This window comes from Niastella sp. sgz303648 (assembly GCF_059587045.1).
In genome coordinates this window covers 139,669-155,261 of the sequence record NZ_JCAPSW010000013.1, presented here as the reverse complement: position 1 = coordinate 155,261, position 15,593 = coordinate 139,669, and the positions used below count along the sequence as shown (strand labels likewise).

The window sequence follows — 15,593 nt, the reverse complement described above, 5'->3', positions numbered from 1 at the left end:
ATGTTTTCAAATCTATTTTCTATTCACCACTGCCCATTCACCACTCACCACTCACCACTCACCATTACACAATCCTCCAGTCGCTCCACACTCCCATCGAGCACAAACGAATATAGATGTCTGAAAACATAACCCAAAACAAACTCATCCAGGCCCACAGCATATGCCGTTTATTAAAACAGCCTGCACAACGGTACATCCTATGACGAACCGGCGATCCTGAAAAACGATCCATAAACCCACCAACAAGGTGACGCAATGAATGACAACCGAAAGTATATCCTGCCAGCAGCACCACATTAACTGCGAGCACTAATGTGCCAATGCCGATGCCAAATGATTGCTGACCGGTTGCCACATCGGTAAACCACAACGCCTTCCATACATCGTAAGCAAGAATACACAGGAACAACAATCCGAGGTACAAAAAGTACCGGTGTATATTTTGTATGATCAGTGGAAAAGAATTTTCGCCCCGGTACTTTTTGCGTGGTTCAGTTACCGTGCACGATGGCGGATCGGCCCAAAATGATTTATAATAAGCACCACGATAGTAATAACAGGTTAACCTGAACAATCCCGGCATCCATAAAATCAGCAATGCAGGCGACCAGGGTAAAAAAGATGGCCACCAGCCGGGTTTGCCACCGAACCAGCTATGGGGCGAATCGCCAAAAAGCTCCGGTGAATAAAGCGGGGAAAGATAAGGACCGAATGTATAATGCCTGCCCTGAAACGCTGCCCAGGTAACGTATACAACAAAGGTGGTCAAACAAACAAAAACGATCAAAGGACTTGCCCACCATGCATCTTTACGGTAGGTATGACCAAAACCCCGCGGTCCCCGCGGGACATCAGTTAAGTTTATCTCAGTCATAATAACTGATTAGATTGTTAAGGATAAAATCTTAACCTGAAGTTTGGTCAACGAGTATGGAGAACTGTAAAATGGTATTTAAAGTTACTGTAAAAAAGGGGAGTTGCCAAAGGCAACAAAATAAAACTGCGAGACACAAAAATGTCTCGCAGTACTAACCCGGGGCAATTATCATAAATCAGGCAGACACCCTATCCATGGGAATGATCTTTTTTTCTAAGATCGGGTGTGTAATAAAAGAACCAGCGAAATGTATGGTTCTTATCATATGCAGTTCCCGATGCCTTTTGTTGAAAAACCAGCATATAGCCAAGATCAAAACTGACCGATTTGCTCAGCGACTCTTTGATGCCGATAAAAGCTTTGTTTTGATCAAATGTATTATACACAACTTCTTTTCCGAATTGTACGGATAATTCATCGGCCAATGCCAGCGAAGGATACCAGTGGTTTTTAAAAACGGGGATCGTAAACGATAACAGGTAGCGAACGCGATCGGTAAACTTATTGTCGCCTGTTGCTTTATCACTTACGATTTTTTGCTGCCAGCGTTGCTCGTTGCGAATGCGCTGCAATATACTTACGCTGCCCAGCTTTGTAATCAATTGCCCTTGTTGATAAATACGGTTTTCATTGGCATAGGTTTTCCAGCCGGCTGTTGTTGGCGCCACCCACATATGGCCATAGCCGGCTGTTACAGTAAGATTATCTTTGATCCAGTAAGTAATACCAGCCCGAACAAAATGAAAACTCACATCGCTCAAAAAATTGTTTCTTCGTTCATGCAGGTCAGCCACAAAACCCCATTTGCCGGCAACCCGCACCGTGCTGTTTATGCTTAGCCAGCTCTGGCTTTGTTCATGGATCACTTTTCCTTCCTGCGCATAATTGATGTTTACGATTATTAATAAAGCCATCGAAATAAAAATGCGGTCAAATGTACTTTTCATCTTATCTTTTTTTAATTCAACTATTCCTGCCTTATCATTTCATTATGCAAACAGCAGGATTAACAATTGCGCTCCCACAATACGGCAAAGCATGGTAAGCGGATAAACGGTTGCATAACTGGCCGAGGGAACATCATTGCCGGCTGTTTTTAATGCAAACGCCAGTGCAGGAGGATCGGTAGAGGCGCCTGCCAGCAAGCCGCATACTTCGAAATATGTTTTACGGCAAAAGCGATGTGCTATAAAACCTACCAACACCAGTGGTATCAGCGTAATAAAAATGGCCATCAGCATCCAGCGCCATCCGCTGCCATCGGCAAATGCAGCCGACAGATTACTACCGCTGCCAAGTCCTACGCTGCACAGGAACAACGCAATGCCCAGTTCCCTGATCAGCAGGCTGGCGCTGCCGGTGATATAGTTGTTCAGATAAATGAGGCTTCCAAAACGGCTCAGCAGCAATGCCACGATCAGCGGGCCGCCTGCCAAACCTATTTTAACCGGTACCGGCATATTGGGTACATAAATTGGTATGCTTCCCAATATTACACCTAACACAATACCAATAAATACGGGGGCCAGGTCAGGCGCTTCGAGCCGCTTTATTGAATTACCAACTACTTTGGCTACACGCTCAACGCCTTCGCGGGTGCCTACAACACGTATGGTATCGCCCAGTTGCATGTATGTACTTCCGTGTGTTACCATTTCAATACCGGCCCTTTCCAAACGGGTAAGCGTAAAATTTTGCTGATGCATTTCAGCAATATCGCCCAGGCGTTTGTGCGTTACTTCCTTGCGGGTAACCACAATTACTTTCGATATCAGATCGCAGCCAGCTTCTTCTTTCAAATTCATGGTGCTGGGCGAACCGATGAGATTTTTTACCTGTTCCATTTCCCAACGGGGCGCAATCACCAGCATTACATCACCACCTGCCAGTACAAGATCGGGCGTAGGTGTTATGATGCGTCCCTGGTGAAACATTCTTGAAATAACAATGGGCTCTTTCAGCAATTCAAATATTTTGCGCAAAGGCTGACCGATCAATTGCTTGTTTTCGAGATTCACGTGCATGGCAACCGGCCGGTTCGATTTAAAAATATTCAGTTTGCGGTGCAGTTCCCTTTCGCGTTCGATATTAACACCGAACATTTTTTTAAGAATGAGCAGGGAACCGATGATACTAAATACACCAAACGGATAGCTACATGCGTAAGCAAGGGTTATCATCGACATATCAGTTCCGGCAACATGCAGGTCTTTAACCGCGGTTTGCGCAGCAGCAAGCCCCGGCGTGTTGGTAACAGCGCCGCTCATTACACCTGCCATTACAGGAATTGAATAACCCGATATGCGGGCAAATACAACAGTAACCGTTAAGCCCAGCACAACAATGGCCAGTGCCAGTAAATTATTGATAAGGGCGCCTTTTTTAAGGGAGGCAAAAAATCCGGGCCCAACCTGCAATCCTATGGAGTATACAAAAAGAATAAGACCAAAATCGCGCAGAAAATGTTGTATTTCATCATTCACTTTAAAACCCAGGTACGAAAAAAGCAAACCAACAAACAATACCCATGTTATACCTAATGAAATGCCGAACAATTTTACTTTTCCTAACCAAATGCCAACGGCAATAATCAATCCGTACAAAATCACCGTCTGGGCAACAGATGGTTGCATAAACAGATCTATTAACCACTTCATAAAAACGGAATAAAATGTAAAGAGTGTTATAAACTTTACTCTATAACACTCTTTGGGTTCTCAATTGTGATGTTCATCTCTCTCGGGCTGAAGTCCCCAGTGTTCGGGAGATCGCCATAATGCAGAGAGCAGTAGTTCTCTCATAAAGAAAAACTCTTTGGGAAGTTTATCGTACATCCGTGAAAATAATTCTTCATGGGATAGCAATTCCTGTTTCCAGGGTTCGCGGTCGATGGTCATTATTTTTTGAAAGTCTTCGCGTGTGAATTCCATTCCTTTCCAGTCTATATCTTCATAACGGGGCATCCATCCAATCGGGCATTCTACTGCAGAAGCACCGCCTTTTATTCTTTGTACAATCCATTTCAATACGCGAACGTTTTCACCAAAGCCCGGCCATAAAAATTGTCCTTTCTCATCTTTCCTGAACCAGTTTACACCAAAGATGCGCGGTGCATTGGGCAGATCGCGACCAAACTGCATCCAGTTGTTTACATAATCACCAATATGATAACCGATAAAAGGCAGCATAGCGAACGGATCACGGCGAACTTTGCCTATTTCACCAAATGCAGCAGCTGTCATTTCGCTTCCCATTGTATTGGCAAGGTATACACCAAAATTCCAGTTGAACGATTGATAAACCAGTGGCACAGCTGTGCTGCGACGGCCACCGAAAATAAAGGCCTCAATGTGTACGCCGTTCGGGTTTTCCCAATCTTTGTCAATGCCAGGATTCTGATAAGCCGGTGCAGTGAATCGTGAGTTGGGGTGTGCAGCAGGTTTTCCGCTGGCAGCGTCCCATGGCTTGCCATGCCAGTCGGTCAGTCCGGCCGGTGGTTCAGGTGTTAAACCTTCCCACCAAACATCTTTGTCGGCTGTTATAGCAACGTTGGTAAAGATGGTATTGGATTTTATGGTTTCCATAGCATTAGGGTTGGTTTTGTAATTGGTGCCGGGGGCCACACCAAAATAACCAGCCTCAGGATTGATAGCATACAAACCACCGTCTTCGCCTTTGTGTATCCAGGCAATATCATCACCTACTGTTGTTACTTTCCAGTCGTCGAATGATTTTGGCGGAATCATCATAGAGAAGTTGGTTTTACCACAGGCGCTTGGGAAAGCGGCAGCCACATAGGTTTTTTCGCCTTTCGGTGATTGAACACCCATGATCAGCATGTGCTCGGCCAGCCAGCCTTCTTCTTTACCCATTACTGAGGCAATACGCAGCGCAAAACATTTTTTACCCATCAGCGCATTACCGCCATAACCGCTTCCGTATGAAATGATCAGGCGTTCTTCGGGAAAGTGACTGATGTATTTTACATCGGGATTACAGGGCCAGCTAACATCTTTTGCTTTTCCAACGAGCGGAGCGCCAATGGTATGCAAACATTTTACATATTGCCTTTTATGCAGGTAAGGCAGCACCTGTTCGCCCATGCGTGTCATGATACGCATATTCACCACCACATATTCTGAGTCGGTCAGTTGCACACCATATCTTGAATAGGGCGATCCGAGCGGACCCATACAGAAAGGAATCACATATAAAGTACGTCCCTCCATACTGTCGTCGAGCAGACTGTTCAGTATTTTTTTCATTTTATCGGGCTCCATCCAGTTGTTGGTTGGGCCGGCATCTTCTTTCAAACGGCTGCAAATAAAAGTTTTGTCTTCAACGCGTGCTACGTCACTGGGATCACTAAAACACGCAAAACTATTGGGACGTTTTTTAGGATTCAGTCGTATAAAAGTTCCTTTTTCAACCAGTTGGTTGCAAAGGTTATCATATTCTTCCTGTGAGCCATCACACCAGTGAATGGCTTTGGCGCCGCACTGGCTGGCCACCTGGTTTATCCAGGCTTCAAGACCACCCTCCACCAGTGCGCTTTCATAAACAGATAAATTACTTTGTACAATCATAAAAATTGTGAATTAAATGGTTAAATAAAAAACAGCTGTTACGGCACGTCTCCGTATGCTTTGTTAATCATGTAGCAAGAATCGTTTTTGGAGCAATCAATCGTAAGAAGCCAGTGCAAATATTGCTCAGACCGCCAGATAAAAAACTGATTAAGACTATCCCGGGATATGATTTAAATCACCAGGTGTTCAACAGACAATTGACAATTGACAATAGACAATAGGCAATTGATATGGGGCCAATTGCTTATTGCCAATTGCTAATTGCAAATTGATTACTACCTTTGGAGACAGCTCTTACTACATTGTTATTATTCACTTTTAAATACTGTGTTATGCTGGAAGAAATTGCTCCTGCTTCCCGGTCGCTTAAAAAAGTGAAAATGCTTGCAGCCATACAAGGTGCTAATAATATTCCCTCGGTAGACAGCAAGATTTCGTTCCGCCCTTATATAGAATATCTGAAAAACAAATTAACCGGCAGCACCGATACGAGGTCGAGAATATACAGTTACCTGATTGATAAATTTGAAGCTGAACCTGCCCTGCTTCAACCTGTTGAAGACAGCCACCTGCTCGACGAAAACAGCGAGCTGCTTGAATTGCTGGGTACTACCCTGTTCCCGGTTGTGAATGAAGAAGAAAAAAATGTTTTTACACTGTCTGTTCCCTATCAGTTTACCATCTTCAATTATTCAGAGCCATTCAGACAATTATTTGTAGACGATACCGAAGAAAATTTTTTGTTACCCAACGATACCCCGGTTGAATATATAAAACATGCTCAATGCGCACTGGTATACGAACATGTGCTTGAAAAATTTTACGGTATAAAACTGAATGAAAATACCGATCTGGTATTTCCTGTGGTTAATACAATTACGGGCATGAAAAGATTTTATAAGCTGCGTTATGATAAACGGTTTATCGATATTCAGCTAAAAGGTAAATTACCACTTCTGCACGACTGCGGCGTTTGTTTGAATTCATTCAGGATACTTGACCTCGACCGGCAACTGGAAAGAATGCCGTTAGACCTTTTTAATATTGAAGGGTTTGGCGTATGGATCGCCGAAGACGTTACTACCCACGAATCGCTCGACTCCATTAAAAAAGTGTTGCTGCGGCACGAAACCTGCAACACCGGCATCATCGATGACCTTAAAAATAACATTCATGCCCTGGTAGGCCTGAATGATGTGGAAGTTGGACTTACTTCTTTTGTAAAGCTCAACAACCAGTTTGTGATGGATGAAACCTGTATCCGATACAGTTTGCTGGGAAAGAAATGGAAGCTGACTGATGAAGAAAATGTTGCTACCTATCGCAGCTGTGTTAATTTTCTTACCGAGCATCCCGAACCCGTTCCGCTTTCGGTGTTCGATGAACATATACTTCAGGTTGCTCCTTTCCTGAAAGGGTTACTTGATGAAGGAGTAAAAAGCTATATCATTTATCCCATTCAAAACGATGATGGCCTGCTGGGCATGCTTGAACTGGCATCACACATACCCAACAAACTCGATCAGAAAGTGCTGTCGCGCATTGAACCGGCCATGCCATTGTTGTCGCTGGCCCTGCTAAAGAACCGCGATGCGTTTAATGACAAGATCGAAAAACTGATCAAGGAAAAATTTACAGCCCTTCAACCATCGGTTGAATGGAAGTTTGCCGAAGTGGCCTGGGAGTATATGCACAACCATAGCATTAGCGGCAATACTGCAGTAACAGGCAATGTTATTTTTGATAATGTATATCCTCTGTACGGCGCCATCGACGTTCGTAACTCTTCGGTTGAAAGAAGAACTGCCATTCAAAAAGACCTGAGAGAGCATTTGAACATAGTAGATGAAACATTAGATAAACTGCAGGCACAGGCACAACTTCCGTTACTGGAAGGACTGAAATTCAAAAATTTTAAATTCAGACAATCGATCGAAAAAGGACTGGCTGCCGAAGACGAAGTGCGCATCAATGAATTTTTTGAAAAAGAGCTGGAGCCTGTTTTTAACCACCTGCAAAAAGGCAATATCAAATTGCACGAAATAGTAACAGACTATTTTAACCTGGTACGGGATTATGATGGTTTCCTGTACCGTTTCAGAAATGAATACGAAGATACCCTTAATACCATCAACTACACCGTGCTGCGGTGCCTCGAACAGGAAGAAGCTATGCTGCAGGAATCGTATCCGCATTATTTCGAAAAATACAAAACCGATGGTGTTGAATACACCATATACATCGGCCAGTCTATTTCGCCCAATCACCATTTCGATTTGCTGTACCTGAAAAACATCAGGCTATGGCAGTTGAAGTCGATGGCCGAAATTGCGCGTATTACGCATAGGCTGTTGCCCACGTTGCAGGTACCTTTACAAACCACTCAAATGATCCTGATACACAGCCAGCCGATATCTATCAGCTTCAGAAAAGATGAAAGGCGGTTTGATGTGGAAGGCTCGTATAACATTCGTTACGAGGTCATCAAAAAACGGTTAGACAAGGTTAACATCCGTGATACGAATGAAAGGCTTACCCAGCCGGGTAAAATAGCCATGGCCTATTCAAATCCGAAAGAAGCGCAGGAGTATGAAGAATATATTATGTTCCTGCAAAGCAAAAATTTACTGAAGCCAGGTATTGAATACCTTGAGCTGGAAGAATTACAGGGCGTAACCGGACTGAAAGCGTTACGGGTTGATATTAATATGGAAGGCTAACTCAGCCTTCTCATTTGCCTTCCTATTAAATAACCAACCACAGCGCCGACCAGTGCGCCGGTCAATAACCATACAGGATCGGTGCCTGTTGATATAAGGGCTACAACGACCCCCAGTATACCAATAAATACAACCATAATGGTAACGGGGTTTCTGCGTGCTGTTTTAACTGCATGGGGTTGACGGGCAGTATCGCCGGAATGCTGGCGATGGTGTTTGTGACGGTGTCTGCTTTCTGGCATATGTCAATCGTTTATACAGCTCAAATGTAATGGCTTCTGTTCACTTTCGAACATGACTTCTGTTCATTTCCGAACATGATATGTATCATAACCGCACATCTTAGAATTTTTTACTTTTTCACCTTATTGATTTGCAGACGCTTAAGCATCTGGTATAATGGTGGCGCCTGCAGCAGCACAAAATCCCTTATTTTACAATACATTCTCAACGCTATTATTTAATGATCCGAAACATTATACTGGTTACCTGGCGTAATCTTATAAAAAACAGGTTTTACACTTCCATTAATATTATCGGGCTTGCTTTAGGAATTGCAGCATTTATTATTATCGGCGCTTATGTTCGTTTCGAAAAAAGCTATGATCACATGCACCCCGATGCAGATAATATTTACCGCGTCGAAAGCATGTTTTATAAAGGTGATCACCTTACCGATAACTGGCCAACCAGCACAAACGGATATGCCAAAGCCATGAAAGACCATCTGCCGCAAATCAGCTCTTTTACACGCATCAACTGGAACGATGCAGAGCGGGTGGTGCGGTTCAACAATATCAAATTCCGCGAAGAGCATGTTTGTTTTGCCGATACCAATTTCTTTTCTTTTTTCTCCTACCCCCTGCTCCGGGGTGATGCTGCTAATGTGTTGAAAGAAGTAAATACCATGGTTATATCTGAATCGGCTGCCAAAAAGTATTTTGGCGATGCCGACCCGGTTGGAAAGTTTATGGATGTTAGCACCCAGTCGACAAGTTATCATTGCGCAGTTACAGGTGTTTTCAAAGATATTCCCGCCAATTCAACCATGCAGTTCAATTTTCTGATCTCATGGGCCACTACGCCACAGTGGTTGCGCGATTTCTGGTATATGCACGAAAGCTATACGTTTGTAAAGCTTCAGCCCGGCACCAACATACCAAATCTCGAAGCACAATTCCCTGCAATAGCAGAACAATATAAAACAGGTCCTGCGTTGAAAGACCTGAAATGGGCCATTCACCTTGTTCCTTTAACCGACATTCATCTTATTCCCGCCAAACAATATGAAGTAGAAACAAAGGGAAACCGGTTTGCGGTAAACCTGCTAAACATTATGGCCTTTGTAATACTGATCATAGCCTGTGTAAATTATATCAACCTCGCTACAACAAAATCTATCGAAAGGGCACGCGAAGTAGGTATCAGAAAAGTAAGCGGCGCCCGTGCAGGACAACTGGCATTTCAGTTTCTGTTTGAATCAATTATTATTAATGTCATCGCTGCTATACTGGCTGTGATACTGGTTATGCTGCTATCATCGTGGTTGCCGGCTTACATTGGCAGTGATACAAAAAGTTTGCTATTCAACAAAGATCTGTACGTTACCACCAGCCTGGTATGTTTTGCCGGTGCATTACTGTCGGGCATTTACCCTGCCATGGTGCTGGTTAAATTAAAACCTGTAGCAGTATTAAAAGGACGCTTCTCCTTTTCACAAAAAGGGATATTGTTGCGTAAAGGCATGGTTGCTTTTCAGTTTACTGCTTCGCTACTGCTAATTGCCGGTACCATGGCTGTTTACAGACAAATAAATTTTATGTCGGGCCAAAACACAGGTACGAATATCAACCAGACCATTGTTATTAAAGCACCTGCCGGCACAGATAATTATGCACAAAAAATGCAAAGTCTGAAAGCTATTTTTCAAACAGTACCCGGCGTAACCCTGGTAACCACATCGGGTGCAGTACCAGGCAAGGAGGTAGGTAAATTTTTGGCGAACAGACGGTATGGCGCATCTACGGCAGAAGAACGAACCTACGAAATGCTGAAAGCCGATCACGATTTTATTAAAGCATATGGACTGCAGATAATAGCCGGAAGAGCTTTTGATAAAAGCCGCCCTGCCGATTCAACGGGTGTTGTTTTAAATGAGTCGGCCGTAAAACAATTTGGTTTTGCTTCTGCCGAACAGGCCGTAGGACAAAAAGTTTGGCTCGAAACCGTTACCAAACGCCCTAATGAAATAATCGGCGTTATAAAAGATTATCATCACCGGTCGTTACAACAGCAATACACACCCGTTATTTTATTTATGGATCCCGCTTTGAATTGGATACCTGCAGACTATGTTTCTGTAAAAGTTAACAGCAACAAAATGCACAACAAGGTAGCCCGGCTAAAACAGGCATGGAACAACTTTTTTCCCGAATCATCTTTCGACTTCTTTTTTCTCGATGAATTTTACAACCGCCAATACCGGCAGGAGGTACAATTCGGCCGCACCGTCATGATTTTTTCTTCGCTGGCGATACTTATTGCCTGTATGGGATTGTTCGGTTTAACCGCCTATTCAACAGCCCGAAGAACAAAAGAAATAGGCGTACGCAAAGTACTTGGCGCTTCGGTTGAGAACATTATATCGCTGCTTGCATGGGATGTAATTAAACTGATATTGTTATGCAGTTTGATCGCTATTCCGTTAGCCGGCATGTTAGTAGTACAATGGCTAAAAGGATATGCTTTTAAAGTACCGTTAACCTGGTGGCAATTTGCCTTACCTGTAGTTGTTTTGGTATTAATAGCCATGATCACAACGGCATGGCTCACTATTAAGGCGTCGCTTTCGAATCCTGTAAAAGCTATAAAACATGAATAATTATATTTTATGAATTTTTGGGCGCCAGCGCCCTGAATGCAGTAGCGCTAAGAGCTTAAAGAGAAAAAGGAGAAAAAAGAGCCATTAATCTTTTTAAAAATTGCCGACTATTGACAAAACAATGTGTTTTTGATAAAATAGATATCTCTTTTATCTCTTTCAACTTCTTTATTCTCTTAGCTTAAAAAAAGAGTCCCGCCGAAGCGGGACTTAAGTGAGTATTCTATCTACCAAAAATTACTGCCTAAAACTTAGTAATAACGCCGCCCATATTTTCATATCCGGTTACCGACGGGCCCCAGGCCGAGCCATTCCACCATTTATGATAAAGGGCCGAATTGGTGCCTATAACAAATACATCTATGCGATTTGGTCCCCAGCATACAGCCTTAGGCTGACCGATAATTGTACCACCGAGGTTTTCCCAGCCGGTGACCGACGGACCCCAGGCAGAACCATTCCACCATTTGTGATAGAGGCACGAATCGGTTCCCACTACAAACACATCGAGGCGGTTGGGTCCCCATGAAACCACTTCGGGTGAACCAACAATTACACCACCGAGATTTTCATACCCTGTTACCGAAGGTCCCCATGCCGAACCATTCCAGTATTTATGGTATAGCGAGCTATCAGTGCCTACTACAAACACATCAAGCCGGTTTGCCCCCCATGATACCACTTTCGGTTGTCCCTGAATAACACCACCGAGGTTTTCGTACCCGGTAACCGATGGTCCCCAGGCCGAGCCATTCCAGTATTTATGATATAATGCCGAATTAGTGCCCACCACAAATACATCCAAACGGTTGGCGCCCCATGAAACCACTTCGGGTGCACTGATGATAGTGCCGCCAAGGTTTTCGTAACCGGTGAGCGACGGGCCCCATGCCGAACCATTCCACCATTTATGATACAATGCCTTATTGGTGCCAATTACAAATACATCGAGCCTGTTAGGCCCCCACGAAACCACTGGTCCCGACGGTTTTGGCGAAGCCGCAACGGTGCCGAATGCTTTTGAGGGCTGAATGATACCGGCGCCCGAATGCTGGTCCCATCCAGCAGGTCCAATATCTTTAGCCGTACTGATCAATGCAGCTTTAGCCTGGTCCTGTGTTAAGGAAGGTTTCGCCTGTTTCAGCAAGGCTACCACACCGGCTGCAATTGGTGTTGCGGCCGAAGTGCCGTTATCACTGGGGAAGAAACCCTGAAAGTGTGTGATGGAACAAAAATCGGGCTTATGCGGATCGAGTGCAGCAGGTCCCTGGCTGCTGTATCCAACAAACTGTTCGTTTTTATTAACGGCCCCTACCGTCATTACGCCCGGATGGCCATTGGCGCCCCAGATGCTTTTACCCGGACCGGAATCGGTACCGCAACGTCCGTCAGGACAGGTAGCGCCGCAATTACCGGCTGCAAATAAAACCAGTATACCTTCGTTCAACGCATCAACCACTTTACGGGTGAAAGGATGCGCCGGATTGGTGGCATATTCAGTGTCCCAGTCTTTCTGATACAATCCCCAGCTGTTGGTCAAAATTTGCGGAGTACCGTTTAACTTATGCTGGTTGATAGCCCACTGGTAACCGGCAATGGCAGCCGAAATAGTAGCAGGCAGACCACCGGCCGAAATACGTATGTCGTACAATTGCGCATCCGGGGCTATGCCCAGTACATCGGTTGAACACATATTGGCATGCCATCCCCAGGCGGCGCCGGTAGTTCCCCAGTCGCCCGTAGGGTAACCGCCAATTACACGCGGAATGAGTTTATTGGGCCAGTCGGGCCTGCCCGTATCGCCTGAGTTTATCGAGCGGCCCTGTGCGGTAATACCGCCATCTACCACGCCAACCACGATGCCATCGCCTTTAAAACCCGAAGCCCAGATATTATTAACACCCAGATAATTCACTACATCCTGCAAGCTGCCTTTGGCAGTACCGGGTGTACAATCGCAGGTACCTATAGGGCAGGTGGCAAGCCCCTGAACCGGAGTAATTATTTTTACTTCCTGTTCCTCTTCTACCAGCGCTTCCATATCATAATCAAAATGTTCGATCTTAGTGTCGTTCCATACTTTTATTACATTCGGTTGTTGCTCCAGTTCAGCTATACGCGAAGCAGGTACTGTACCGCGAACCAATACCACCTGGCCTTCGGTTTCGGATGCACCCTGTTGTGCACCCTGACTGCTGAGCGGAACAGGTTCGTAATTATAATCTAACTGAAATCCGTAAGCGGTTAACCCCGCTCCCATCTGCAAACCAAACGAACTTGATTTGGCCGACGGAACAAGTATCTCGATCATCACATTGCGTACTTCATCACTATTGCCGTTTGAAGCGGCCCCCATTTGCGTCATAGGCATGGCCGAAGTGGCAGAAGGGGCAGACTGCTGGCCGCCTGCTGCCGCGCCCATATTCCCATTTGCCATACCCATTTCGCCTGCTGATTGTTTTTCAGCTGTTTCTCCGGGCATTTTAGCCATGCCGGTTTCTTCCTTCGACATGTTGCCTGAAGGCATCTGTGTTTTTTCTTTCTTCATAAAAGAATTTTTGAAGTTTTGAAAAGTTGTTGGTTCAGATGCTCCTGATCAAATGCTTAACCTGTTGTTGTAATATGCCTGTTGGCACATAGAATGTTCGTCTGTTCATCAGCGATGAACAGCACAATGAGCCTTTGTTTTATGGGCGGGTAAGGCTTTCGGAGGGTAATTGCTGTTTGATAAAAATGAAGCTACAACCAATGCCTGTAATCAATCAATAATGGGTCAGTACAAGGGAAGAAAAAAACGCTTTAAAGCAGGCGACTTAACTTTGTATTAAAAATTCCAAACGAATGTAAGTAATTAAAATTTAAATAGCAACCTAAAAATTTACTTACAGGGTCACATAACCTAAATTTAATATTATTGGGCAGAAAATGGTTTTAGTTGATTTGGTGATTTTACCTTTTTTTACGAACTTATAAAGGTGTATACTTTAGTTCTTTCAAAAACGATTGCCATGAAAGAGATTGTTAATTGTGCCGCTTACTCCAGGGGCCGCCGCGTTGCCGATGTTGATATCAACGACATACATGAAATACTCAAAGATCCCGATCAGTTTGTATGGATCGGGTTGTATGAACCATCCGAAGCGTTGCTCGAACGGGTGCAACAGCAGTTTGGTTTGCACGATCTTGCCATTGAAGATGCCCACCGGGCGCACCAGCGCCCCAAAATTGAATTATACAACGATTCGCTTTTCATTGTGCTGCGCACTGCTCAAATTTCTCCCGATTGCCATATTAAGTTTGGTGAAACACATTTTTTTGTAGGCCCCAATTACATTGTTGCTGTACGGCACGGCACTTCGGTACCTTATACCGATGTAAGAATGCGTTGCGAAACAACGCCCGAATTGCTGAGCAAAGGACAGGGCTTTGTATTGTATGCCATTATGGATTTTATAGTAGATATGTATTTCCCCGTAGTGCAGGAGCTGGAAGAAGAATTGGAATTGATCGAAGACAAAGTATTTAAAGAAAAGCCAAGCCGCGAAACCACCGAACAAATATACCAGTTAAAAAAAGAGTTGCTTGAGGTAAAGCGGGCCGTATCGCCGCTGGTCGACATCTGCAACCGCCTGATGCGATTTGATATTAAATCCATATCGCCCGATACGCAGCCCTATTTCCGCGACATTTACGACCATGCGGTACGCATTAATGAAATGGTAGATAATACCAGAGAGTTGCTGAACACAGCGCTGGATGCCAACTTTTCCCTGATCTCTATTTCGCAGAATGAAACCGCCAAAAAATTCGCCGGCTGGGCAGCGATCATTGCCGTACCTACCATGGTGGCAGGGTTTTATGGCATGAATTTCAAATTTATGCCCGAGCTGCAATGGCATTTTGGCTACCCGATGGTAGTAGGGTTTACTTTACTAATCTGTTTTGTGGAGTATTATTTCTTTCGCCGGGCGGGGTGGTTGTAAGCATCACCGGATTTCATAAATTGCAGCATAACCTTACAAAATGAAAATAAGCATTGGAGTTATATTCATCGTAACAGGCATGATTTCCTGCGGAACGGCTACCCAAAACAACGATCCCAAACCGGCACCAGTTCCTATAACCGGTACCTGGAAATTGCTTTCGGGCGCCCTGATCGAAAAAGGCAACACCACCGTTACTGATTATACCAAAAATCAGTCATTTATTAAGATCATCAACAATTCGCATTTTGCCTTTTTATTGCACGATCTGAACAAAGGCAAAGATTCATCGGCTGTTTTTTCTTCAGGCGGCGGCAGCTATTCGCTTAAAGACAGTTTATACACCGAGCATCTGGAATATTGCAGCGACCGGCAATGGGAAGGTCATGATTTTCAATTTACCATTACCATACAAAATGATACCCTGACTCAAAAAGGTGTTGAAAAAATTGAAAAGATTGGTGTAGACAGAATAAATATTGAAAGGTATGTGCGGATGAAATAATAATATAAGCCGTGCCCCAGTTTGAAACCGTGGCA

10 protein-coding genes are annotated in these 15,593 nt (G+C 44.3%); 4 read left to right on the top strand and 6 right to left on the bottom strand.

The window, feature by feature from the left end; translation table 11 throughout:
* Positions 1 to 64: 64 nt before the first annotated feature.
* The 4 genes from sdhC to AC59IL_RS29575 form a co-directional block, all read right to left on the bottom strand.
* A complete protein-coding gene (sdhC, locus tag AC59IL_RS29590) occupies positions 65 to 877 on the bottom strand; it encodes a succinate dehydrogenase subunit SdhC (protein ID WP_496555850.1) in 813 nt (270 codons plus the stop codon).
* A 191-nt stretch (positions 878 to 1,068) separates the two neighbouring features.
* Positions 1,069 to 1,827, bottom strand: coding sequence for a DUF2490 domain-containing protein (locus AC59IL_RS29585; RefSeq protein ID WP_496555849.1), 759 nt, complete (start codon positions 1,825 to 1,827; stop codon positions 1,069 to 1,071).
* Between the two features lie 42 nt (positions 1,828 to 1,869).
* Positions 1,870 to 3,537 carry a putative transporter gene (locus tag AC59IL_RS29580; RefSeq protein WP_496555848.1) on the bottom strand — a complete coding sequence of 556 codons (1,668 nt, stop codon included), beginning with the start codon at positions 3,535 to 3,537 and terminating at the stop codon, positions 1,870 to 1,872.
* Positions 3,538 to 3,597: 60 nt separating this feature from the next.
* Entirely contained in the window at positions 3,598 to 5,466 is a 1,869-nt protein-coding gene (locus AC59IL_RS29575; protein ID WP_496555847.1) for a phosphoenolpyruvate carboxykinase (GTP), read from the bottom strand.
* A 335-nt stretch (positions 5,467 to 5,801) separates the two neighbouring features.
* Here AC59IL_RS29575 and AC59IL_RS29570 point away from each other — a divergent pair, with 335 nt between their 5' ends.
* A complete protein-coding gene (locus AC59IL_RS29570) occupies positions 5,802 to 8,189 on the top strand; it encodes a hypothetical protein (RefSeq protein WP_496555846.1) in 2,388 nt (795 codons plus the stop codon).
* Here AC59IL_RS29570 and AC59IL_RS29565 read toward each other — a convergent pair.
* Positions 8,186 to 8,431: a YtxH domain-containing protein gene (locus AC59IL_RS29565; RefSeq protein ID WP_496555845.1), complete on the bottom strand. Its 246-nt coding sequence runs from the start codon at positions 8,429 to 8,431 to the stop codon at positions 8,186 to 8,188. The genes AC59IL_RS29570 and AC59IL_RS29565 overlap by 4 nt on opposite strands.
* A 221-nt stretch (positions 8,432 to 8,652) precedes the next feature.
* On the opposite strand from AC59IL_RS29565, the gene AC59IL_RS29560 reads away from it, so the two are divergent.
* On the top strand, positions 8,653 to 11,070 hold the full coding sequence (locus AC59IL_RS29560; RefSeq protein WP_496555844.1) for an ABC transporter permease: 2,418 nt from the start codon (positions 8,653 to 8,655) through the stop codon (positions 11,068 to 11,070).
* 244 nt (positions 11,071 to 11,314) lie between these two features.
* On the opposite strand, the gene AC59IL_RS29555 is transcribed toward AC59IL_RS29560, so the two are convergent.
* Positions 11,315 to 13,618, bottom strand: coding sequence for a DUF8189 domain-containing protein (locus AC59IL_RS29555; RefSeq protein ID WP_496555843.1), 2,304 nt, complete (start codon positions 13,616 to 13,618; stop codon positions 11,315 to 11,317).
* Between the two features lie 460 nt (positions 13,619 to 14,078).
* On the opposite strand from AC59IL_RS29555, the gene corA reads away from it, so the two are divergent.
* Both corA and AC59IL_RS29545 read left to right on the top strand, forming a co-directional pair.
* Positions 14,079 to 15,053, top strand: a complete 975-nt coding sequence (corA, locus tag AC59IL_RS29550) for a magnesium/cobalt transporter CorA (protein ID WP_496555842.1) — start codon at positions 14,079 to 14,081, stop codon at positions 15,051 to 15,053.
* Positions 15,054 to 15,093: 40 nt separating this feature from the next.
* Complete coding sequence (locus tag AC59IL_RS29545; protein WP_496555841.1) at positions 15,094 to 15,558, top strand: hypothetical protein; 465 nt, start codon at positions 15,094 to 15,096, stop codon at positions 15,556 to 15,558.
* Positions 15,559 to 15,593 lie beyond the last annotated feature (35 nt).

Excerpts from the sequence above, each read along its gene's own strand:
- sdhC (WP_496555850.1), bottom strand. The coding sequence starts at position 877 with ATGACTGAGATAAACTTAACTGATGTCCCGCGGGGACCGCGGGGTTTT.
- AC59IL_RS29585 (WP_496555849.1), bottom strand. The coding sequence starts at position 1,827 with ATGAAAAGTACATTTGACCGCATTTTTATTTCGATGGCTTTATTAATA.
- AC59IL_RS29580 (WP_496555848.1), bottom strand. The coding sequence starts at position 3,537 with ATGAAGTGGTTAATAGATCTGTTTATGCAACCATCTGTTGCCCAGACG.
- AC59IL_RS29575 (WP_496555847.1), bottom strand. The coding sequence starts at position 5,466 with ATGATTGTACAAAGTAATTTATCTGTTTATGAAAGCGCACTGGTGGAG.
- AC59IL_RS29570 (WP_496555846.1), top strand. The coding sequence starts at position 5,802 with ATGCTGGAAGAAATTGCTCCTGCTTCCCGGTCGCTTAAAAAAGTGAAA.
- AC59IL_RS29565 (WP_496555845.1), bottom strand. The coding sequence starts at position 8,431 with ATGCCAGAAAGCAGACACCGTCACAAACACCATCGCCAGCATTCCGGC.
- AC59IL_RS29560 (WP_496555844.1), top strand. The coding sequence starts at position 8,653 with ATGATCCGAAACATTATACTGGTTACCTGGCGTAATCTTATAAAAAAC.
- AC59IL_RS29555 (WP_496555843.1), bottom strand. The coding sequence starts at position 13,618 with ATGAAGAAAGAAAAAACACAGATGCCTTCAGGCAACATGTCGAAGGAA.
- corA (WP_496555842.1), top strand. The coding sequence starts at position 14,079 with ATGAAAGAGATTGTTAATTGTGCCGCTTACTCCAGGGGCCGCCGCGTT.
- AC59IL_RS29545 (WP_496555841.1), top strand. The coding sequence starts at position 15,094 with ATGAAAATAAGCATTGGAGTTATATTCATCGTAACAGGCATGATTTCC.